Source organism: Rhodothalassium salexigens DSM 2132 (assembly GCF_004341375.1).
Lineage (GTDB): Bacteria > Pseudomonadota > Alphaproteobacteria > Sphingomonadales > Rhodothalassiaceae > Rhodothalassium > Rhodothalassium salexigens.
Genome location: NZ_SLXO01000003.1, coordinates 234,683 through 254,685, shown reverse-complemented (window position 1 = coordinate 254,685; position 20,003 = coordinate 234,683). Strand labels below are relative to the sequence as shown.

General features: G+C 72.7%; 21 protein-coding genes and 1 tRNA gene. 19 read left to right on the top strand and 3 right to left on the bottom strand.

Going from position 1 to position 20,003, the window contains the following annotated elements; genetic code table 11:
- Window positions 1-119: 119 nt before the first annotated feature.
- The 12 genes from EV659_RS05760 (at window position 120) to EV659_RS05705 (ending at window position 8,931) form a co-directional block, all read left to right on the top strand.
- A complete protein-coding gene (locus EV659_RS05760) occupies window positions 120-779 on the top strand; it encodes an HK97 family phage prohead protease (protein WP_132707897.1) in 660 nt (219 codons plus the stop codon).
- A gap of 69 nt (window positions 780-848) precedes the next feature.
- Window positions 849-2,108 (top strand): phage major capsid protein, encoded by a 1,260-nt coding sequence (locus EV659_RS05755; RefSeq protein WP_200287656.1) that lies wholly within the window; start codon window positions 849-851, stop codon window positions 2,106-2,108.
- A 10-nt stretch (window positions 2,109-2,118) separates the two neighbouring features.
- A complete protein-coding gene (locus tag EV659_RS05750) occupies window positions 2,119-2,682 on the top strand; it encodes a head-tail connector protein (protein ID WP_132707896.1) in 564 nt (187 codons plus the stop codon).
- Window positions 2,679-3,032 carry a head-tail adaptor protein gene (locus tag EV659_RS05745; protein WP_165878749.1) on the top strand — a complete coding sequence of 118 codons (354 nt, stop codon included), beginning with the start codon at window positions 2,679-2,681 and terminating at the stop codon, window positions 3,030-3,032. Before EV659_RS05750 ends, EV659_RS05745 begins: the two co-directional genes overlap by 4 nt.
- Window positions 3,029-3,427, top strand: a complete 399-nt coding sequence (locus EV659_RS05740) for an HK97-gp10 family putative phage morphogenesis protein (protein WP_132707894.1) — start codon at window positions 3,029-3,031, stop codon at window positions 3,425-3,427. The genes EV659_RS05745 and EV659_RS05740 overlap by 4 nt, the downstream gene beginning before the upstream one ends.
- Complete coding sequence (locus EV659_RS05735) at window positions 3,424-3,837, top strand: DUF3168 domain-containing protein (RefSeq protein WP_132707893.1); 414 nt, start codon at window positions 3,424-3,426, stop codon at window positions 3,835-3,837. Before EV659_RS05740 ends, EV659_RS05735 begins: the two co-directional genes overlap by 4 nt.
- 22 nt (window positions 3,838-3,859) lie before the next feature.
- On the top strand, window positions 3,860-4,282 hold the full coding sequence (locus EV659_RS05730) for a phage major tail protein, TP901-1 family (RefSeq protein WP_132707892.1): 423 nt from the start codon (window positions 3,860-3,862) through the stop codon (window positions 4,280-4,282).
- On the top strand, window positions 4,279-4,647 hold the full coding sequence (locus EV659_RS05725; protein WP_132707891.1) for a GTA-gp10 family protein: 369 nt from the start codon (window positions 4,279-4,281) through the stop codon (window positions 4,645-4,647). Before EV659_RS05730 ends, EV659_RS05725 begins: the two co-directional genes overlap by 4 nt.
- Window positions 4,644-4,913 carry a phage tail assembly chaperone gene (locus EV659_RS05720; RefSeq protein ID WP_132707890.1) on the top strand — a complete coding sequence of 90 codons (270 nt, stop codon included), beginning with the start codon at window positions 4,644-4,646 and terminating at the stop codon, window positions 4,911-4,913. Before EV659_RS05725 ends, EV659_RS05720 begins: the two co-directional genes overlap by 4 nt.
- A gap of 24 nt (window positions 4,914-4,937) precedes the next feature.
- Complete coding sequence (locus tag EV659_RS05715; RefSeq protein ID WP_207894058.1) at window positions 4,938-5,693, top strand: hypothetical protein; 756 nt, start codon at window positions 4,938-4,940, stop codon at window positions 5,691-5,693.
- Window positions 5,694-5,704: 11 nt separating this feature from the next.
- On the top strand, window positions 5,705-8,074 hold the full coding sequence (locus EV659_RS05710) for a DUF2460 domain-containing protein (protein WP_132707889.1): 2,370 nt from the start codon (window positions 5,705-5,707) through the stop codon (window positions 8,072-8,074).
- Entirely contained in the window at window positions 8,074-8,931 is an 858-nt protein-coding gene (locus EV659_RS05705; RefSeq protein WP_132707888.1) for a DUF2163 domain-containing protein, read from the top strand. The genes EV659_RS05710 and EV659_RS05705 overlap by 1 nt, the downstream gene beginning before the upstream one ends.
- A 22-nt stretch (window positions 8,932-8,953) precedes the next feature.
- Here EV659_RS05705 and EV659_RS05700 read toward each other — a convergent pair whose 3' ends face one another.
- Window positions 8,954-9,580 (bottom strand): hypothetical protein, encoded by a 627-nt coding sequence (locus EV659_RS05700; RefSeq protein ID WP_132707887.1) that lies wholly within the window; start codon window positions 9,578-9,580, stop codon window positions 8,954-8,956.
- Window positions 9,581-9,646: 66 nt separating this feature from the next.
- Between EV659_RS05700 and EV659_RS05695 the strand changes: the two genes are divergently transcribed.
- The 4 genes from EV659_RS05695 to EV659_RS14650 all read left to right on the top strand — a co-directional run bounded on the left by EV659_RS05695 (window position 9,647) and on the right by EV659_RS14650 (window position 14,582).
- Window positions 9,647-10,087, top strand: a complete 441-nt coding sequence (locus EV659_RS05695; protein WP_132707886.1) for an NlpC/P60 family protein — start codon at window positions 9,647-9,649, stop codon at window positions 10,085-10,087.
- Between the two features lie 4 nt (window positions 10,088-10,091).
- A complete protein-coding gene (locus tag EV659_RS05690) occupies window positions 10,092-12,344 on the top strand; it encodes a phage tail protein (protein WP_132707885.1) in 2,253 nt (750 codons plus the stop codon).
- 84 nt (window positions 12,345-12,428) lie between these two features.
- A complete protein-coding gene (locus EV659_RS05685) occupies window positions 12,429-12,929 on the top strand; it encodes a DUF2793 domain-containing protein (protein WP_132707884.1) in 501 nt (166 codons plus the stop codon).
- Between the two features lie 267 nt (window positions 12,930-13,196).
- Window positions 13,197-14,582, top strand: coding sequence for an Ig-like domain-containing protein (locus EV659_RS14650; RefSeq protein WP_165878748.1), 1,386 nt, complete (start codon window positions 13,197-13,199; stop codon window positions 14,580-14,582).
- 276 nt (window positions 14,583-14,858) lie between these two features.
- Here the strand turns inward: EV659_RS14650 and EV659_RS05675 are convergent.
- Window positions 14,859-14,933 (bottom strand) — tRNA-Thr (locus EV659_RS05675).
- 122 nt (window positions 14,934-15,055) lie between these two features.
- Window positions 15,056-15,664 carry a hypothetical protein gene (locus EV659_RS05670; protein ID WP_132707883.1) on the bottom strand — a complete coding sequence of 203 codons (609 nt, stop codon included), beginning with the start codon at window positions 15,662-15,664 and terminating at the stop codon, window positions 15,056-15,058.
- Between the two features lie 220 nt (window positions 15,665-15,884).
- On the opposite strand from EV659_RS05670, the gene bchI reads away from it, so the two are divergent.
- The 3 genes from bchI to bchO are packed head-to-tail and all read left to right on the top strand — an operon-like array spanning window position 15,885 to window position 19,815.
- Complete coding sequence (bchI, locus tag EV659_RS05665) at window positions 15,885-16,955, top strand: magnesium chelatase ATPase subunit I (protein ID WP_132707882.1); 1,071 nt, start codon at window positions 15,885-15,887, stop codon at window positions 16,953-16,955.
- Between the two features lie 4 nt (window positions 16,956-16,959).
- The gene (locus tag EV659_RS05660; protein WP_200287949.1) at window positions 16,960-18,870 is read left to right on the top strand and encodes a magnesium chelatase subunit D; all 1,911 of its coding nucleotides are present in this window, start codon (window positions 16,960-16,962) and stop codon (window positions 18,868-18,870) included.
- A gap of 9 nt (window positions 18,871-18,879) precedes the next feature.
- On the top strand, window positions 18,880-19,815 hold the full coding sequence (bchO, locus tag EV659_RS05655; protein ID WP_132707881.1) for an alpha/beta fold hydrolase BchO: 936 nt from the start codon (window positions 18,880-18,882) through the stop codon (window positions 19,813-19,815).
- The last annotated feature ends 188 nt before the right edge of the window (window positions 19,816-20,003 follow it).

Here is a 20,003-nt window from a genome sequence, read left to right as displayed (position 1 = left end):
CCGGCGCGCCGCCCCCGCGCCTTACCCGGTTCCCCTCGCGTGCCCCTGGCCGGGCGGCCGTCGGTTCGCCGGCGCCGCCCGGTCTTTTTTCGGGGCCGCCACCGCCTTGGAGAGCCCCCATGGATACCATCCGTCTCGACGTCGCGCGCCACAGTCGGCGGCCCGGCCGCTGGCCGATCTGGACGGCCCCGACGGCCCCGACCGCCCCGGCCAGCAAGGCCGCATCGAACGCCCCGGGCGACGCGGTGATCGACGGCTATGCCAGCATCTTCGACCATGCCGACGACGGCGGCGACCTGATCCGCCCCGGCGCCTTCGCCCGCAGCCTGGCCGACCGCGCCGCGCGCGACGTCAAGCTGCTGTGGCAGCACGACCCGACCCAACCGGTCGGCACCATCCTCGCCCTCGGCGAGGACGCCCGCGGCCTGCATGTGCGCGCCCGGGTAATGCGGGCGCTGCGCCCCGGCGCCGAGGCGTTGGCGCTGTTGCGGGTCGGCGCGCTCGACGGCCTGTCGATCGGCTTTCGCGCCCGCCACAGCGGCCGCGACCCGGCCACCGGCCTGCGCATCCTGACCGACGTGGACCTGATCGAGGTGTCGCTGGTGACCTTCCCCATGCAGCGCCTGGCGCGGGTCCACCGGCTCGGCCCCTGGCCGCCGGCCGACACCGCCGAGACCACCGAATTCGCCGAACTCGCCGAGACCGGCGCACCCGAAGACAGCGTCGCCGGGCTGCTGCCCGGCCTGTCCCGGCTCGAACGGGCCATGACCGCCCCCTGACAGCCCCTGACCGCCGCGACCACCATGCCCGTTTGACCGACCGACCCCTGCCACCTTGAGGAGCCAGCGATGACCAGCGCGACCCCGCCCCTTAGCGACCGACCCGCCATGGCCGAAGTGAAAGCCACCGTCGACCGGCTTGGCCAGGCGTTCGAAGCCTTCAAGCAGACCAACGACCGCGCCGAGATCGAGCGCAGCCTGCGCGGCCAAACGGACGCGCTCGTGGACGCCAAGCTCGGCCGTCTGAGCCAGGAAATCGACCGCCTCGACCGCGAATTGAAAAGCGTCACCGACGCCGCCAGCCGCCCGGCCCTCGCCGGCCCCGCAGCGCCCGGCGACGACGCCGGCCGCGCCCACGCGCACGCCTTCTTCGAGGGCTATGTGCGGCGCGGTCGCGATACCGACCTCACCCGCCCGGAATTCAAGGCGCTGGCCACCGACAGCGACGCCGACGGCGGCTATGCCGTGCCCGAAGAACTCGACCGCGCCATCGACCGGCGGCTGCGCGCCATCTCGCCGGTGCGCCAGGTGGCGACCGTGGTCCAGATCGGCTCGGGCGACTATAAGAAGCTGATCAGCGACCGCGGCGCCGTGTCCGGCTGGGTGGGCGAGACCGACCCGCGCGCCGAGACCGAGGCGCCGAGTTTCGCCGAGGTGGCGCCGCCCTTGGGCGAGCTTTACGCCAACCCCGCCGCCACCCAGACCATGCTCGACGACGCCTTCTTCGACGTGGCGGCGTGGCTGGCCGACGACCTGGCCGACGAGTTCGCCGAGCGCGAGTCGGCCGCCTTCGTCGCCGGCGACGGCGCCAACAAGCCGCGCGGCTTCCTCGACCAGCCGACCAGCGGGACCAAGGACAGCGTGCGCGCGTTCGGCACCGTGCAATATCTGGCCACCGGCACCGCCGGCGGGTTTGCCACCGACGCGCCGGCCGACCGCTTGTTCGACCTGGTCTATGCACTCAAGGCCGGCCACCGGGCCGAGGCCGCGTTCATGATGACCGCCGCCACGCTGGCCGCGGTGCGCAAGATCAAGGACGGCGACGGGCAGTATCTGTGGTCGCCGGGGCTCGACGCCGGGCAGCCGGCGGGCCTGCTGGGCTTCCCGGTGGTCGAAAGCGCCCATATGCCCGAGATCGCCGCCGGCGCCGACGCCATCGCGTTCGGCAATTTCCGCCGCGGCTACACGATCACCGACCGGCTGGGCACGCGGGTGCTGCGCGACCCCTATACCAACAAGCCGTTCGTCCACTTCTACACCACCAAGCGCGTCGGCGGCGCGGTCACCGACAGCGAGGCGATCAAGCTCCTGCGTTTCGCCGGGTCGTGAGGGCCGGGCCATGAGAGCCTCGCTCAAGCGCATCGACGCGCCGGCCGCCCCCGCCGTGGCCACCCAGGCGGTGGCGGCCCATCTGCGCCTCGAAGACGCCGACGCCATCGCCGGGTTGGAACCGCTGATCGCCCAAGCGACCGAGGCGCTCGAACGCCACCTGCGCCGGGCGTTGATCGAACAGCGCTTCCGCCTGCGCCTCGGCCAGTGGCCCCTCGGCGCGGTGCGGCTGCCCCGGCCGCCGCTGATCGCGGTCGACGCGGTGACCGTCACCGACGCCCAGGGCACCGAGCAACCGGTGGACCCAGCCCTTTACCACGTCGACACCGACGCCGAGCCGGGGCTGCTGACCCCGGTGCGCGCCTCCGCCCTGCCGGCGCCGCAAGGCCCCGCCGGGGCGGTCACCCTGACCTTCACCGCCGGCTACGGCGCCGGTTGGAACCAGGTGCCCGACGACCTGCGCGGTGCCATCGTGATGACCGTCGCCCACTGGTACGACCGCCGCGACGGCGACACCGCGCTGCCGCCGGGCGCCCGCGCGCTGGTCGCCGGCTATCGGATGATCGGGCTGTGAGCCGGTCCGCCGACCGGTCGGTGCGCGACCCCGGCCGGCTGCATGTGCGCGCCACCTGGCTGAAGGCGGTGGCCGAGGACGACACGGCCGGCGGCCGGGCGCTGAGCTACGCGCCCCAGGGCCCGCTGTGGATCAGCGCCGAGCCCGGCCGTGCGAGCGAGACCGTGCGCGCCGGCCGGCCTTGCCTGGTCCGCCCCTGGACCGTGCGCTGCCGGTTCACCGACCCCCATCCCGCACCCGGCGACCGGCTGACCGCGCCGGGCCATGTGCTCGACCTGCGCGCCGTGCTCGACCCCACCGGCCGCCGGCTGTGGCTGGCCATCGATGCCGAGGAGATCTGCGCCCCATGACAGCGCCCCTTGACGCCCTTCAAAGCCGCCGCCAGGCGCAGGCACGCGCCGGGCTGACGCCGGCCCTGTCCGCCGTCCTGGCGCGGCTGAGCCGGGCGGTGGCCCGCGACGCCCGCGCCCGGGTGCGGGCCAACCGCGCCCCCGACCGCCCGGGCCCGAGCATACTGGCCGGCTCGATCGACGCCGGGCCGACCCGCGACCCGCTGGCCTGGACGGTCGCCGCCGGCGCCGCCCATGCGGTGTTCGTGGAATTCGGCACCGCGCGCCAAGGCGCCGACCCGTTCCTGAGCCCGGCGGTCGAACAGGCGGCCAGCCAGGGGCTTCGGCCCGTGGTCGCCGCGCGCGCCGACAGCGGGCGCACGCGCCACGGAACCGTCGCCGAGCCCCCCCGATGACCGGGGCCTTGGCGGTGCAGAAGGCGGTGATCGCCCGGCTGGCCGGCGACCCGGTGCTGGCGGGGCTGGTCTGCGGCGTCCACGACCAGCCGCCGCCGGGCGCGCGCCTGCCCTATGTGGCGCTGGGGCGCAGCGGCGTCGTCGACTGGTCGACCAAGACCGAACGCGGCGCGCGCCACCGGCTCGACCTGATCGTCCACGCCGACCATCGCGGCCAGGCGCGCACCAAGATCGCCGCCGACCGCATCCTGGCGCTGATGACCGAAGCGCCGCTGGAGATCGACGGCCAGGACTGCATCGCGGTGCGCCCGTTGCTGCACGAGACCGTGACCGACCCGGCCGAGCGCCTGGTCCAGACCATCCTGCGCGTCGAGGTCACCACCCTCGACCCGTCTTCCCTGACCCCCTGATGCGATAAGGAGTGCTGCCCCCATGACCGCAGAATCAGGCGCCGGCTTCCTGCTCAAGGCCGGCGACGGCAGCAGCCCGGAAAACTACACCACCCTGGCCGGGCTGCGGAGCACGTCGATGACCGTCAACGCCGGCAGCGTCGACATCACCCACAAGGGCTCGGGCGGCTGGCGCGAATTGCTGGGCCGGGCCGGCGTGCGCAGCCTGTCGGTCTCGGCCGCCGGGGTGTTCATGGACGCCAGCGCCGAAACGCGCGTGCGCCAGAACGCCCTCGACGGCCGGCTGGCCAGCTATCAACTGGTGTTCGCCAATGGCGATAGCTTCGAAGGCCGGTTCCTGGTCACCGCGCTCGCCTATGCCGGCGACCATGACGGCGAACGCAGCTATACCGTTCAGCTGGAAAGCTCGGGCCCCGTGGCCTTTAGCGCCGGGACGACGCCATGACCGCCCCGTCTGGCCCGACCACCCCGTCCGGCCCGGCCAATCCCTATCGCGGCGACGTGACCTTCACCGATGCGCGCGGGCACGCCCATGTGCTGCGCCCCAGTTTCGAGGCGCTGGTGGCCGCCGAAGCCGCCCTCGGCCCGCTGATCGCCCTGGCCCGCCGGGCGAGCGAGGACGGCGTGACGGTGGCGGCGCTGGCGGTGTTGTTCCACCACTGCGCCCGCGCCGCCGACCCCGTCGCCCCCGAGCCCGACGGCTTCGGCGCGCTGATCCTGGAAACCGGCATGACCGCAGCCCTGGCCGCCTTCCGCGCGCTGATGGAACAGATCCTGGGCGGGCCGCACCCCGGTGGCGAGCGGCCATGACCCACAGCGCCACGGGCGCGCCCGACCCCGATGGCGCGCCGGCGGGCGCGGCGGACCGCGCGGGAGACGGCTGGGACTGGGCCGGGCTCGCCGCGCTGGCGGCGGTCCGGCTCGGCTGGCCGCCGGCGGTGTTCTGGGCCGCCACGCCGCGCGAACTGGCCGCAGCCCTGGCGCTGATCGCTGGGGCGGGCAGCGGCGGCCCGGCCCGGCACCCCATGGGCCGGGCCGAACTGCGCGCCCTTATCCGCCGCTTTCCCGACCGCTGACCCAATCTGTGTGGGAGCCCCTGCATGACCATCGAACTGGACGGCCTGTTGGTCACCGTGCGCGCCGACTTAGCGCCCGTGGACCGCGCCATCGCCGGTCTGGACCAGACGCTCGCCGGGCTCGACGCCCGGGCCTCAAGCACGCTGGACAGCCTGAGCGCCGCCGCCAACCAGCATCTGAGCGAGGCCAGCGCCGCCAGCAGCCGCGACCTCAGCGGTCTTGCCAACAGCGCCGAAGCGGCGCTGGTCGATCTGGGCCGGGCCGGTGCCGTCGCCATGGACGAACTGGAAGGCGTGCTCGGCCGGACGTTGCAGACCGGCCGGCTCGGCTTCGAGGACCTGCGCAGCGTGGCGGCCAGCACCCTTGACGCGATCGCGCAATCGGCGCTCGACAGCCTCGGCGGGGTGTTCGACCGGCTGTTCGCACGCGACGGCTTGGGCGGCCTGTTCGGGGGCGGTTTCGGGGGTAGCTTCGGGGGTGGGGGCCTTCTGTCGTCGCTGCTCGGCGGCTTGTTCGGCATCGGCGGTCGGGCCGACGGCGGACCCATCGCCCCCAACCGGCCCTATTGGGTCGGCGAGCGCGGCCCGGAACTGATCGTCCCGGCGACCGCGGGCCAGGTGGTCCCGCCGGCGGCCCTGAGCGCCGCCGGGCCGCGGCCGCTGCCGCCGATCGTGGTCCAGGTGACCGGCGTCACCGGCGCCGATGCGCTGCGCCGCTCGGGCGCGCAGGTGGCCCAGGAGGTGCGCCGCGCGCTCCTCAAGGCCGAACGCGACCGCTAGGAGCGCCGCCGATGTACTGGCTCGCCAAGGCCGAAGATCAGCGCGCGCGGACCTTCTGCCACCGCTTCGACCCGGCGTTCTGGACCGTCAATTTCCCGCGCCCGATGATGGCCAGCCTGGTCACCGAAGGCGCCGACACGCTGGTGCTGCGCTGCGTTTTCTACCGCCGCAGCGACCTGGCGGGCCTGATCTGGTGGTCCGAGGATCGCCTCGACCATCCGCTTCTCGCCTATGAGACGGCGCGCGATTATTCGGGCCTGACCTTGCGCTTTCGCTGGCGGTCCACCGGCCTGCGCGGGCTCGACGCGGTGTTCGGGCCGACCCTGACCATCGAAGGCCGGGACGCCGCCGGCGCCCCGCGCACCTGGTATGTGCGGCTGTGGAACTATGCCGACGGCACGCCCACCGACGCGTGGGTGACGCTGGACATGGACCATCTGGCCGGCGGCTTTGTGCTGCCCGACCAGGCCGACCCGGTGGACCCGCGCCGCATCGACCGGCTGTTCATCAGTGCCGTGCCGCCGGGCTACGACCCGGGCGACGACGGCCCGCTGCCCGCCCCCGCCGACGCCACGCTGACGCTGTCAGAGATCGCGGTCAGCGGGACGCGGCGGACGCTGGCGCTCGGCGACACGGGCGTCAAGCCCCATGGGCTGGCGCTCGCCACCGGCTATGACGATGTGCTGTCCCAGACGCCCGAGCGGCTGCTGCGCGACGGTCTGCACCTGGGCTATCGCGGGGCGCTCAACATCTATGTGGGCATGAGCCACTATTTCCAGCTCGCCTGGGACGCCGGCGAAGGCCGTTTCCTGGTCGACCCCGCGCGGCCCTTGAACCAGCCCGCGCAAGCCTGGTTCGCCGATCTGTTCGCCCGCGCCCAGGGCTTGGGCCTTGAGACCATCGCCTCGGTATCGTTCGAGCTGTTCGACGCCCATGCGCCAAGGGCGTGGGCCCAGCGCGCCTATGACGGCAGCCGCGCGCTGACCGGCTGGGACCCGCCCTCGACGCTGCTGTCACCGGCCAACGCCGACGCCATGACCTATGTGGGCGACGTGATGCTGGCGTTCAGCGCGCTCCAGGCCGCCGCCGGTGCGCCGGTGCGCGCCCAGATCGGCGAGCCCTGGTGGTGGTCGGGGCTCGGCGGCGTGCGCCGGCCGGCGATCTACGACGCCAGCGCCAGGCAAGCCTATAGCGCCGAGACCGGCCGGCCGGTGCCCGAACCGCGCCACCGTCTGGTCACCGAAATCCCGACCGCCGATCAGGCGCACTATCTGGACTGGCTCGGCGCCAAACTGGCCGAGGCCACCAACGCGCTCGGCGACCGGGTGCGCGCGGCCCATCCCGGCGCCCAGATCCTGATGCTGTTCTACACCCCGCAGGTGCTCGACGAGACGGCGCCGATGCTGGCCCGGATCAACCTGCCGGCCGGCTGGGCCGCCCCCGCCTTCGACCGGCTGCAACTGGAAGACTATACCCACGTCACCCGTTCCGACTGGTGGGCGCGCCAGCGCGGGCTCGACCGGGCGCTGGCCGACCTGGGCTATGACCGGCGCGACAGCGACTATTTCGCCGGCTTCGTGCTACGACCGGAAGACCGCGACCAGTGGGCGGCCATCGACCGGGCCGCCGATCTGGCGCTTTCAGAGGGCTATGACCGGGTGTTCGTGTGGGCGCAATCGCAGGTCGCGCGTGACGGCTATGTGCGCTTCGCCAGCCCCCAAACCCCTCAAGAGGATGCCATGCAGGGCTTTCACGATGTCCGCCTGCCCGCCACCATCAGCTTCGGGTCGAGCGGCGGGCCGGCCTTCTCCACCGACGTGATCGAGACCGCCTCGGGCTACGAACAACGCAACGTCAACTGGGCGCAGTCCCGCTCGGAGTATGACCTGGCCCCGGCGATCCGCGCCGAAGCGGACCTGGCCGCGCTGCTGGCCTTTTTCCGGGCGCGTCAGGGCCGGGCCTTCGCCTTCCGCTTCCAGGACTGGACCGACTGGCGCTCCGGCCCCACCGATCTGGCGCCGACGCCGCTCGATCAGGTGATCGCCACCGGCGACGGCCAGACCACCCGCTTCGCCCTGGTCAAGCGCTACACCGCCGCCGGGGTCGAACAGGTGCGCCGGATCACCAAACCGGTGGCCGGCAGCGTGCGCGTGGCGGTCGCCGGCGTCGAGCGCCCCGACGGCTGGCAGGTCGACCCCGCGACCGGCTGGCTGGACTTCGACACCCCGCCGGCGCCCGGCGACCGGATCACCGCCGGTTTCGATTTCGACGTGCCGGTGCGCTTCGCCGACGACCGCTTGAGCCTCAGCCTGGCCGACATGCGCGCCGGCATGGTCGACAGCATCCGCCTGGTCGAGGTGCGCGACGAGGACGCCGCCTGATGCGCCCGATCCCGGCGGGCTTGCGCGCCCGGCTCGGCGACCCGGTGACCCGGCTGGCGCTGTGCTGGCGGGTCGACCGCACCGACGGCGCGCGCCTCGGCTTCACCAGTCACGACCGCGACCTGGCCATCGACGGGCTGGCCTATCGCGCCCGCGGCGGCTTCAGCGCCAGTGCCGCCACCGACCCCGGCGATTTGAGCGTCGGCTCGTTCAGCGCCGAGGGGGTGTTGGGGCTCGGCGGCCTGGACGCGGCCGACCTGGCCGAAGGCCGGTTCGAAGACGCCACCGTGGCGTTGTTCCTGGTCGACTGGTCGGCACCGGACTTGGGGCAAGTGCCGCTGTTCGTGGGCAGCATCGGCGACGTGGTGAATGCCCAGGGCCGGTTTCAAGCCGAGCTGCGCAGCGTCGCCCAGGCGCTCGAAAACCCGGTGGGCGAGGCTTACTCGCCCGAATGCCGGGCCGATCTGGGCGACAAGCGCTGCACCATCGCGTTGCGCGCCTGGACCGTTCAGGGCCGGGTGGCAAGCGCCGGCGGCGGCGGGCGCGACTGGTTCACCTGGGAAACACCGCGTCCCGCCGGCTGGGCCGACGCGGGCCGGGTGCGCTTCTGGACCGGGGCCAATGCCGGCCTGGCCATGGATGTCGCCACCCAGGCCGGCGCCCGGGTCGAGCTGTTCATGGCGCTGCCCCATGCCATCGCCGCCGGCGACCGGTTCGAGATCCAGGCCGGCTGCGACAAGCGGCTGGTCACCTGCCGGACCCGGTTCGACAATGTGGAGAATTTTCGCGGCGAACCGTTCGTTCCCGGCATCGACGCGCTGCTGGAATATCCCGGCCGGCCGCCGTCGAGCGGCTGAGCGCGCTGGAGGCCGGGCAGCGTCAGGCGCCCTGCGATCCGCCGGTCGCCCCACCCGCTGCGTCGTCCTGTGCGTCGTCCTCGTCAGCCTGTTGCGCCGCCTGTTGTTGGGCAGCCCGGGCTTCCAAGTCCAGTTGCTGGGCAAGGCGCGCCACCCGGTCGGCCACATCGGCGATGCTGCGCGACAGGGCATTCAGATCGTACCCCTGACCGCGAAAATAGAACCGCCCGGTCTTGGGGTCGAGGGCGCGAAACAGATCGTCCTCGGTGACCCCGGCAGCGGTCAGCTTTTCCAACGGCGTGATGGCGTCGAACACCGCCTGGCCGTGACGGTGGGTATCGACCCAGCGGTCCATCTTTTCGTCGGCATTGTCCCACAGTTCCGCGAACCGCCGGTCGCCGAGCGGGTGCTTCTCGGGCAGGCCGAGCGCCTCGCGCAGCACCTCGCCGCGCCGCCGCGACCGCGCCCGGCTCGGCCACAGGATCGACGCCACCTGCGACGCCGCGGTGACCGCCGCCTGGGCGGCGAACAACACGCCCACCTGGGCCTCCTGGCGCCCCGACTGATTGTAGACCTCCAGCGCGGCGCGGGTGAAGCCGCACTGGGAATTCAGTTCCTGGATGTAGATCGCCAGCGTGGTCCGATCCATGGCAGCGCCCCCCTTTCGTCTGTGACCCGGTGGTCGTTTCCTTGAAACCCCTGAAAACGAGCTAGCATGGCCGAGACCGCTTTGAGAAGAAGGCAGACGCCGTTGGCCCGGCGCCTGATCGCCGGCGCGCGCACCTGCCTCGGCACCCCGTTCCGCCACCAGGGCCGCGAACCGGGCCTCGGGCTCGACTGCATCGGCGTGATCGTCATTGCCGCCCGGGCCGCCGGCTTCCGCCCCCGCGACCGCCGCGACTATGGCCGCATTCCGCGCGGCACATTGCTGGAAACCGCGCTGGCGGCCGCCGGACTGCACCCGGTGGACCCGGCCGAGGCGGTGCCGGGCGACGTGCTGGTGTTTACGCTCGACCGCTGGCCGCGCCACGTGGCGCTGAGGACCGGGCGCGGCATGATCCACGCCTGGGGCCAGGTGGGGCGCGTGGTCGAACACCGGCTGTCGCCCGACTGGGCCGAGGCACTGACCGCCGCCTATCGCTTCCCCGGGGTCTGACGCCATGGCCTCACTGGTACTGCTCGCCGTGGCACAGGCCGCGGTGTCCACGGCCGCCTTCGCCGCCGCCCGCGCGCTCGCACCCTCGCCAAGCCTGGTGCGCGAAGGCCCGCGGCTCGAAGACCTGTCGGTCCAGAGCTCCGCGCTCGGCAGCCCGATCCCGCTGATCTACGGGCGCTGGCGAGCGGCCGGGAACGTGATCTGGTCCACCGGCCTGATCGAACGGCGCGAGGAAACCACCGAAGAGGTGGGCGGCAAGGGCGGCCGGTCTCAGAGCGTGACCAATGTGACCTATGTCTATTCGGCCTCGTTCGCGGTCGCGCTGGCCGGTCGGGCGATCGTCGACGTGGGCCGCATCTGGGCCGACGGCCGGCTGATCCGCGAGGCCGGCGGCGCGCTCGACGTGCCGGGGCGCTGGCGGCTCCACCGGGGCACCGAAGACCAAGCCCCCGACGCGCTGATCCAGGCCCATGAGGGGCTCGACGCCACGCCGGCCTTTCGCGGCCTGGCCTATGCGGTGTTCGAGGATCTGGCGCTCGGCGACTTCGGCAACCGTATCCCCAACCTGACCTTCGAGGTGATCGCGGAGAGCGAGGCGCCAACCCTGACCGAGATCGCCGCCGACCTCAGCGCCCGGGTCGGCGTGCCGCTCGACGGCGAGGATGCCGGGATGCCGACCGTGCCGGGCTTGTTCGTGCCCGGCGACCGGCCGGCGCGCGACGGGCTGGCCGGGCTGTTCGACCTGGCGCCGGTTCGGGTCGCGACCCGCGGCGGCGGCTTGCGCCTGCGCCTGCCAAGCACCGAGGCGGACCTTGGCCTCAGCCGCGATCGGCTGGATGCGCGGCCGGCCGGCGACGCGCCCGACGGGGTGCTGCAGCGGACCCGCGCCAACCTCGCCCGCCGCCCGCGCGAAGTGGCGGTACGCTATGCCGATCCGGCACGCGACTATCAACCGGGCCTGCAACGCGCCGGCCGACGGCCCGGTGCCGGCGGCCGGCGCGAGACGCTCGACCTGCCGATGACCCTGGCGGCCAATCAAGCCAAGGCCCTGGCCGGGCGGCGGCTGCAACGGATCTGGTCCAACGACGATCGGATGCGGCTGGTCGGGCCGATGAGCCTCGCCGCGCTCGAACCGGGCGACCGGCTGCAATTGACCGACCACCCGGCGGCGGTCCCCGGCCAGGACATCATCGTCGACCGGCTGACGATTGGCCCGGGCCTGGTGGCGCTCGACGGCCGCGGCGGCGGAACCGCGTCGACGGCGCTCGCACCCCCGCCCGCCGACACCGGCCGTTTTCCCGGTCAGACCGTGGCGCCCGTGGGGGAAACCCGCTGGGCCGTGCTCGACCTGCCGCTGCTGCCGGGCCAAGCCGACACGCCCGGTCGCTTCGACCTGTTCGCCGCGCTCACCGGAGCCGCCACCGGCTGGCGCGGCGGCCGGGTATTCTGGTCCACCGACCAGGGCGACAGTTACATCTCGGCCGGCGCAACCGGCATCGCCGCGGTCATGGGCGACACCCTCGCCGCCCTCGCCGCCGGCCCCGCCGATCTGTGGGATGAGTGCCACACGCTGACCGTCCGGTTGACCCGCCCCGGTCAGACGCTGGTGAGCCGATCCGCTCTGGCGGTCTTGAACGGGGCCAATCTGGCCCTGGTGGGCGACGAGGTGATCCAGTTTCGCACCGCCCTGCCGGTCGGCGACGACACCCTTCGCCTCGACGGCCTGTTGCGCGGCCGGCTGGGCAGCGCGATCCCAACCGGCGGGCACCCCGCCGGCAGCCGCTTCGTGCTGATCAGCCCGGGCGACTTCATCCGCCTCGGCGTGCCCTCGGGCCAGCGCGGGCGGCCGGTGCTGGTCAAGGCGGTCAGCGTCGGCGGTTCGGCCGAAGCGGTCGATGCGATCCCCCTCACGCCCGAAGCCCGGGCGCTCCGACCGCTGTCGCCGGTGCATCTGACCGGCCGTCGAAATGCCACGGGCGATCTGTCCCTGCGCTGGATCCGCCGCACGCGCGTGGCCGGCGACTGGCTCGACGGCACCGACGTACCGTTGGGCGAGGAACGCGAAGCCTATGCGGTGGACATCCTGGGGCCCGATGGCACCATCGTGCGGACGCTCAACGTCAGCGCGCCCGATGCCATCTACACCGCCGCCCAACAGGGCGCCGACTTCGGCACGCCGCCGCCGACGGTGACCGTGCGGGTGGCCCAGATCAGCGCCGCTGTCGGCCGCGGCCGGTCGCGCAGCGCCACCCTCTGACCGTCCGTCGCCACCCGGCCGGCCCACCGATAAGCCTTCCAGCGAACATCCGATACGCCCCCGCGTCCGCTTCCGGAGACGACCATGACCGAAACGACGTCGCGCCTTGTCCTGCCGCTGTTGCAAACCGCCCAGGCGCAGAAGGAAATCACCCACAACGAGGCCCTGGTGCTGCTCGACGCACTGGTCCATGCCAGCGCCGAGAGCGCCGACCTGGCCGCTCCGCCGGCCGCCCCGACGCCCGGACAGACCTGGCTTGTCGCCGCGCCGGCCACCGGCGAATGGGCCGGCCGCGCAGACGCGCTGGCCGTGTTCACGACCGGGGGCTGGCGGTTCATTGCGCCGGTCGAAGGTCTCGCCCTGTGGCTTGCCGATCGGGCGCTACCGGCGGTCTATCGCGATGGTGCCTGGGTCATCGGCTCGTTGGCGGCCACCGGTCTGGAAATCGACGGCCACCAGGTGATCGGCGCGCGCCAGGGGGCGATTGCCGACCCCGACGGCGGCACCACGGTCGATGCCGAATGCCGCGCCGCCCTGGCGACGCTGCTGGCCGCCTTGCGCACCCATGGGCTGATCGAGACCTGATCGCAACCAACCGGCGTGCAAGCCCGGCGATCCCCCAAAGGCTCCCTCATCCCCGGCGCTCGCCCACCCGATTGCAAAAAAATAGACACGCCAATGTCTTTTTCTCGCCCTATCCGGAGATGTTCATAAGGTTGAAACCGGTCGGATCGTCGACGCCATGCCCGTTAAGCGTGTTCACCGCTCGACAATGCGACCGGTAACCACTTACGATCTGGTCAAGCTTGCCTCACCGGGGCGAGACCGGCCAACGATGATGAGGGAACGACCATGACGTCACGCGGTGCACTTCTTCTTTCCGCCGCCGCACTCGCCCTGGGCCCGGCGGCCCTGGCTCAGGAAACCGAGGTCGATCGGGATAATGGCCCCTATATCGGCGTAATCGGCGGCGTGAACGTGCAGACCGACGAAACCTTCGTTGGCCAGGACAGCAATTTTCTCGCCCGGCCGAATGCCGACGCCGGCTATATGATCGGCGGCGTGTTCGGCCGCGAGGTCGACCTGTTCGGCCAGGGCGTCCGATTCGAGGCCGAGTTCTCCTACCGCGACAACGACCTGGACAGCCTGCTGGTCAGCCAGGGCGCCGGCGTGCTCGGTGCCGGCGACCGCAATCTGGTCAGCGCCACCACCAAGACCGTCAGCGTCATGGGCAACGCGCTTTACTCGCCGGACATCGACTTTCCGGTCCAGCCGTTCGTCGGCGGCGGCATCGGCGTCTCGGTGGTCGACTATGATTCCATGCGGCTGAGCAGCCAGAGCCAGGCGATCCTCGACGACGATCAGGACGCCCGCTTCGCCATGCAGGGCATCGCCGGCCTGGAAAGCTATCTGACCGACCATCTGCGCCTGCAGGTGGGCTATCGCTATCATGTGGTGCCGAATGTGCGCCTGTCGCTGCGCAACGCCGGCAGCGTCAAGACCGACTATGAAGCCCACACCGCCTTCGTCGGCCTGCAATGGCAGTTCGGTGGCGGGACCACCAAGCCGGCGCCCAAGCCCGCCGCGGCGCCGGTGGCGCCCAACCGCGCCCCCACCGCCGTGGACGACCGGGTCTCGGGCAAGGCCGGCCAGGACATCGTCATCGCCGTGCTGGGCAACGACCGCGACCCCGACGGCGACCGGCTGAGCATCACCAGCACCGGCGCGGCCGACCATGGCCAGGTGCGGCGCAACCCCGACGGCACCATCACCTACCGCGCGCCGGCCGACTTCGAGGGCAGCGACCGCTTCACCTATCGCATCGTCGACAGCGCCGGCGAAGGCGCCACCGGCACCGTGCGCCTGGACATCGCGCCGGCCGACCTGCCGCCGCCGTTCCTGGTGTTCTTCGCCCTCGACAGCGCCGAGTTGTCGGCCTCGGCCCGCGACACGCTGGCAGAGGCGGTGGACGCCTATCGCGACTATGGCGTCGCGTCGATCTCGGCCACCGGCCACACCGACACCACCGGCCCGGCCTGGTACAATGACCGCCTGGCCAAGCGCCGCGCCGACGCGGTCAAGGCAGCGCTTGAAGCCATGGGGCTCGACGCCGGCGAGATCGCCGTCGCCGGCCGCGGCGAATCCGAGTTGCTGGTGCCGACCGCCGACGGCGTGCTGGAACCCCAGAACCGCCGGGTGGAAATCGAACTGCGGCGCACCGACGACGCCATGAACTGACCACCGGCATGACCGGTTTACCGACCGGCGGCTCCATGACGGGGTCGCCGGTTTTTTTGTGCTTGAGGTGGCGAAGCGGTGGGCCCCATGTCCGCCCCGGCGTGGCCGAGCCCGCCGGTCCCTCCCGTGCCGCCATCGCCAACCGCGGCAAGGCGCACAGCCCCCGGGACGAAAGCGGCAGACCGGCGCTTTGCCAGGGTTCGCTCATGCGCCGCGGCGACTGATTTGCGTCGCTGCGCGCGTAATGATCGCGGAGAAGGGGGGGGAAGAAAGAAATGGTGCCGCTGGAGAGAATTGAACTCTCGGCCTCACCCTTACCAAGGGTGCGCTCTACCACTGAGCTACAGCGGCCCGGTCGCCGCACCAGCCAGACACCGGTGCGTGCGGTGGCGGTCTCTTGCCACAGCGGTTCGTGGGGCGCAACCCTTTGAATCGGCGTTTTGCCGGATTTGCTGTCAGAACCGCCAAAACGCTCAGGACGGCGTGTCGGGCACCGGCTGGGCCGGGCCGCGCAACCAGCTGCCGTCGGGCTTGAGACACGCCGCACCATAGGCCGCCCGGGTCTCGCCGGCGACGACGATCTCGGTCTGGTATTCGCGCACCACCAAGCAGCGCTCGCCGGGGAAACTGTCGGGCGCCCAAGCCGGGCGCTCGGCGCCCTGAGCGACCCGCGGCGCCGGCATGGGCACCGGCCCCGGACGCGGCGCTGAGCGCCGAACCGGCCGGTCTTGCGGCACGATCACCCGGCGCGGCGGGTCGTCACGCCCGGCCAGATCGGCCAGCGCCAGCCCCGCCCCCAAGCCCAGCACCGCCGCCGCCGCGATCTCGGCCGCATCCGCACCGCCGCGACGATAGCGATACCGTGGCCAGCCATAGCCATGATAGTAACCAGCCCCGATCTGCGGTCGCCACCAGGAGCCATAGCGATAGCCGCCGCCCCACCAGGGCGTCCCAAATCCATAGCCGATCCGAACCACGCCGCCGGCCTCGGCCGCCGGGGCGACCCCCAGCCACAGGCTCGCCGCCACGCCCAACCCGAGAGCCAGGCCCAGTCCCTTGATCGTCCGCACCGGTCCACCCATGGCCGCCCCTTCCGCTGGTTTGCTTCGGTCCGCAGAGTCGCTTTCCGGGACCGATCATAGCATGCCGGAGGGCCGGACAACATCGCCTCGCCCACCGCAGCCGAAGCCGCGACCGGCAACCGGCCCGGCGGCGGTTTTGCGCTCTGGACTTGGCGCCGGGTTCACCCTTAATGCTATGACCCTCGCGTATCGCCGTGCCAGCCAAGTTCGAAGGGCAATCATGAAGCCGACATTTCCGTTTTCCGCCCTGGTCGGGCAGCAAGAGATGACCCAAGCCCTGATGATCGCCGCCGTCGACCCGGCCGTGGGCGGGGTGCTGATCCTGGGCGACCGGGGCACCGGCAAGTCCACCGCCGTGCGCGCGCTGGCCCGGCTGCTGCCCGAGGTCCGCGTCACCGAGGGCTGCCCCTATGGCTGCGACCCGGCGAAAGGCTCGGGCCCGTGCGGCGAAGGCTGTCCGCGCCCCGAAGGCGACCAGAGCGAGGTCAAGAGCCACATGAAGCCGGTGCCGGTGGTCGACCTGCCGCTCGGCGTCACCGAAGACCGGGTGGTCGGCGCGCTCGACCTGGAACGCGCGCTCACCAAGGGCGAGAAGGCGTTCGAGCCGGGCCTGCTGGCGCGCGCCAACCGCGGTTTTCTGTACATCGACGAGGTCAACCTGCTTGAAGACCATATCGTCGACCTGCTGCTCGACGCCGCCGCGTCGGGCGAGACGGTGGTCGAGCGCGAGGGCCTGTCGGTGCGCCACCCGTCCAAGTTCGTGCTGATCGGCAGCGGCAACCCCGAAGAAGGCGACCTGCGCCCGCAGATGCTCGACCGCTTCGGCCTGTCGGTCGAGGTGGGCACGCCGGGCGAGATCGCCACCCGGGTCGAGGTGGTGCGCCGGCGCGACGCGTTCGAACGCGACCCCGAAGCGTTCCTCGATCGGTGGGCCGACGAGGAAAAGGCGCTGCGCGCGCGCATCGTCGCAGCCCAGGGCCATATCGGCTCGGTCCAGGTGCCCGACGAGGTGCTCGCCAAGGCGGCCGAATTGTGCATGGAACTGGGCACCGACGGCCTGCGCGGCGAGTTGACCCTGATCCGCACCAGCCGCGCGCTCGCCGCCCTCGACGCCGCGCCGGCGGTGACCCTCGACCATCTGCGTCGGGTGGCGCCGATGGCGCTGGCCCACCGCCTGCGCCGCGACCCGCTGGACGAAACCGGCTCGGGCGCGCGCGTCGGCCGGGCCATCGACACCGTGCTCGGCCCCGCCGCCGCCGGCGCCCCGGGGTCCGCGCAAGCGGTGGGCTGAGCCCATGGCCAACGCCTCCAACGCGCCGGCGACCGACGCGCCAGACGCCGCAGCGATGGCCGCGGCGGGCGACGACGCCGCCGAGGCGCGCGCCGCCGTCTGGACCGACGCGGCGATGATCGCCGCCTTGATCGCCGTCGACCCGGCCGGGCTCGGCGGCGTGCACATCAAGGCGTGGCCGAGCCCGGTACGCCACCGCTGGCTCGACCTGATGAAAGAGATGATGGGCCCCGGCCGGCCGTTTCGCTGGGTTCCGGTATCGGCACCTGAGTCGCGGCTGCTCGGCGGGCTCGACCTGACCGCGACCCTTGAAGCCGGCCGACCGATGGTCGCCAAGGGGCTGCTGGCCGAGGCCGACGGCGGCGTGCTGGTGGCCACCATGGCCGAGCGCATGGCCACCGAAACCGCCGCGCGGATCACCCAGACCATGGACCGGGGCGCGGTGACCCTCGAACGCGACGGCCTGACCCGCCAGTTCGACACCCGTTTCGGGCTGATCGCGCTCGACGAATCGGACACCGACGAAGACGGCCCGCCGGCGGCGCTGCTCGACCGGCTGGCGTTCTCGCTGACCCTCGAAGGGTTGCGCCACGACGACGACTTGCCGGCGCTGTTCCTGGCCGAGGAAGTGGCCGCCGCGCGCCAGCGGCTGCCCAAGGTAACCATCGGCGACCCCCATGTGGAGGCGCTGTGCCGGACCGCTGCGGCGCTTGCCATCGGCTCGATCCGGGCCGAGTTGCTGGCGGTGCGCGCCGCCTGTGCCTCGGCCGCGCTCGACGGCCGGCGCGAGGTCGACGAAGACGACGCCCTGCTGGCCGCCCGGCTGGTGCTGTCGCACCGGGCGCGCGCGCTGCCGGCGCCGCCGCAACAGCAAGACGACGACGAGCAACAACCCCCGCCGCCGCCCGAAGACGACGCGCAAACCGATGAGCCCGAAACGCCGCCCGACCTGCCCGACCAGCCGGACGAGCCAGAGGCCGACACCGACCGCGACGACCTGGCCGACAATGCCGGCGAAGAGGACCGCATGGTCGACGCGGCGCAAGCGGCAATCCCGCAGGACCTGCTCAACCGGCTGATCGCCGGCCAGGGCGCCCGGGCCGCCAATCGCAGCGCCAAGGGCAAGCAGAAGAAGATCGCCGGCGCCCGGCGCGGCCGGCCCACCGGCACCCGGCGCGGCATGCCCGGCGGCGGCGAGCGGCTCAACGTGATCGAGACCCTGCGCTCGGCAGCGCCCTGGCAGCCGCTGCGCCGCGCCCAGGGCCAGGTCGCCCATGACGGCGTGCAGGTGCGCGCCGACGATTTCCGAATCACCAAGTTCAAGCAGCGCGCCGAGACCACCAGCATCTTCGTGGTCGACGCCTCGGGCTCGGCGGCCCTGGCACGGCTTGCCGAGGCCAAGGGCGCGGTCGAGATTCTGCTCGCCGACTGCTATGTGCGCCGCGACGAGGTGGCGCTGGTCGCCTTCCGCGGCACCAAGGCCGACGTGCTGTTGCCGCCGACGCGCTCGTCGGCGCGCGCCAAGCGCTCGCTGTCGGCGCTGCCGGGCGGCGGCGGCACGCCGCTGGCGCTGGGCCTCGACGCCGCCCTGGGCGTCGCCGAGGGCGAGCGCCGACGCGGCCGGCGGCCGATCGTCGTGGTGCTGTCCGACGGCGGTGCCAACATCGACCGCGCCGGCGCGGCCGGGCGGGCGCAGGCCAAGGAAGACGCGTTGAAATCCGCCCAGGCGATGCGCGCCGCCGGCGTTCAGGCGCTGTTCGTCGACACCTCGGAACGCGGCCGGATGCGCGGCAAGGCCCTGGCGCGCGAGGTGGCCGCGGCCATGGGCGCGGAGTATCTGCCGCTGCCGGCCGCCGACGCGCGCGCGCTGTCGACCGCGGTGCGTGCCCGCACGCCCGCCGACGCCGACGGTTAGGGCGCGGGGATGCTACCGGCGTTCGACAAACCCTTGTGGGGGCGCGACGGCGCCGACTGGCCCAACCGCGAGGCCAGCCGCTTCGTCGAAGCCGACGGGCTTGCCTGGCACGTGCAGGTGATGGGGCCGCCGGTCGGCAGCGGCGCGCCGGTGGTGCTGCTGATCCACGGCACCGGCGCGGCCAGCCATTCCTGGCGCGACGTGGCGCCGATCCTGGCCCGGACCGCCACCGTCATCGTCCCCGACCTGCCCGGTCACGGCTTCACCGAAACGCCGCCGCGCGGCCGGCTGGGCCTGGCCGGCATGGCGGTGGCGGTGCGCGCCCTGGCCCGCGCGCTCGACGTGCACCCCTGCGTGGCGGTCGGCCATTCCGCCGGCACCGCGATCTTGATGCGCGCGATCCTCGACGGCGGCGAGGCGTTCGCGCCACGGGCGCTGATCGGCTTCAACAGCGCGCTGTTTCCGTTCCGCGGTGAGGCCAGCCAGTTCTTCTCGCCGCTCGCCAAGATGCTGGCGCTCAACCCGGTGATCCCGGCGATCGCCGCGTTCCGGGCCAGCGACGAAAAAGCGATCCGCCGGCTGATCGAACAGACCGGCTCGACCATCGACGCGCGCGGGCTCGACTGCTACCGGCGGCTCATGCGCCGGTCGGGCCATGTCTCCGCGACGCTGGCGATGATGGCCAATTGGGATCTGGCGCCCCTGGGCCGGCAGATGGGCAAACTGGCCTGTCCGGTGACCCTGGTGGTCGGCACCGGCGACACCGCCGTCCCACCGGCCGAGGCCGAGGCGGTGGCCGAACGGCTGGCCCATGCCCGGATCGTCCAGTGGCCGGATCTGGGCCATTTGGCGCATGAGGAGGCCCCGCAGGCGGCCGCCGACCTGATCGCCGAGACGCTGGCGACCGTCGGCGGGCAAAAGGACGCACCCGACACGGCCGGCTGAGGCCCCGCATCCGCCGGCTACCGGGCCACCGGCGCGCCCCGACCGCCACCGACCGGCGCCCGCCCCCCATCCGCAGCCCGCGCACGGGCGTAAATCTTAGTTTACACTTTTCCACGTCAACGGGTATTGTCTGGTGGCGCGGCGCTCCCCATGGGCGCCGGTTTGCTGCCCTTTCTGTCGAGGACACC

Coding starts and splice junctions, on each gene's coding strand:
- bchO (WP_132707881.1), top strand. CDS start 18,880: ATGCTACCGGCGTTCGACAAACCCTTGTGGGGGCGCGACGGCGCCGAC.
- EV659_RS05705 (WP_132707888.1), top strand. CDS start 8,074: ATGCGCCCGATCCCGGCGGGCTTGCGCGCCCGGCTCGGCGACCCGGTG.
- EV659_RS05715 (WP_207894058.1), top strand. CDS start 4,938: ATGACCATCGAACTGGACGGCCTGTTGGTCACCGTGCGCGCCGACTTA.
- bchI (WP_132707882.1), top strand. CDS start 15,885: ATGAAGCCGACATTTCCGTTTTCCGCCCTGGTCGGGCAGCAAGAGATG.
- EV659_RS05735 (WP_132707893.1), top strand. CDS start 3,424: ATGACCGGGGCCTTGGCGGTGCAGAAGGCGGTGATCGCCCGGCTGGCC.
- EV659_RS05755 (WP_200287656.1), top strand. CDS start 849: ATGACCAGCGCGACCCCGCCCCTTAGCGACCGACCCGCCATGGCCGAA.
- EV659_RS05725 (WP_132707891.1), top strand. CDS start 4,279: ATGACCGCCCCGTCTGGCCCGACCACCCCGTCCGGCCCGGCCAATCCC.
- EV659_RS14650 (WP_165878748.1), top strand. CDS start 13,197: ATGACGTCACGCGGTGCACTTCTTCTTTCCGCCGCCGCACTCGCCCTG.
- EV659_RS05740 (WP_132707894.1), top strand. CDS start 3,029: ATGACAGCGCCCCTTGACGCCCTTCAAAGCCGCCGCCAGGCGCAGGCA.
- EV659_RS05720 (WP_132707890.1), top strand. CDS start 4,644: ATGACCCACAGCGCCACGGGCGCGCCCGACCCCGATGGCGCGCCGGCG.
- EV659_RS05730 (WP_132707892.1), top strand. CDS start 3,860: ATGACCGCAGAATCAGGCGCCGGCTTCCTGCTCAAGGCCGGCGACGGC.
- EV659_RS05760 (WP_132707897.1), top strand. CDS start 120: ATGGATACCATCCGTCTCGACGTCGCGCGCCACAGTCGGCGGCCCGGC.
- EV659_RS05710 (WP_132707889.1), top strand. CDS start 5,705: ATGTACTGGCTCGCCAAGGCCGAAGATCAGCGCGCGCGGACCTTCTGC.
- EV659_RS05670 (WP_132707883.1), bottom strand. CDS start 15,664: ATGGGTGGACCGGTGCGGACGATCAAGGGACTGGGCCTGGCTCTCGGG.
- EV659_RS05660 (WP_200287949.1), top strand. CDS start 16,960: ATGGCCAACGCCTCCAACGCGCCGGCGACCGACGCGCCAGACGCCGCA.
- EV659_RS05700 (WP_132707887.1), bottom strand. CDS start 9,580: ATGGATCGGACCACGCTGGCGATCTACATCCAGGAACTGAATTCCCAG.
- EV659_RS05685 (WP_132707884.1), top strand. CDS start 12,429: ATGACCGAAACGACGTCGCGCCTTGTCCTGCCGCTGTTGCAAACCGCC.
- EV659_RS05695 (WP_132707886.1), top strand. CDS start 9,647: ATGGCCGAGACCGCTTTGAGAAGAAGGCAGACGCCGTTGGCCCGGCGC.
- EV659_RS05750 (WP_132707896.1), top strand. CDS start 2,119: ATGAGAGCCTCGCTCAAGCGCATCGACGCGCCGGCCGCCCCCGCCGTG.
- EV659_RS05690 (WP_132707885.1), top strand. CDS start 10,092: ATGGCCTCACTGGTACTGCTCGCCGTGGCACAGGCCGCGGTGTCCACG.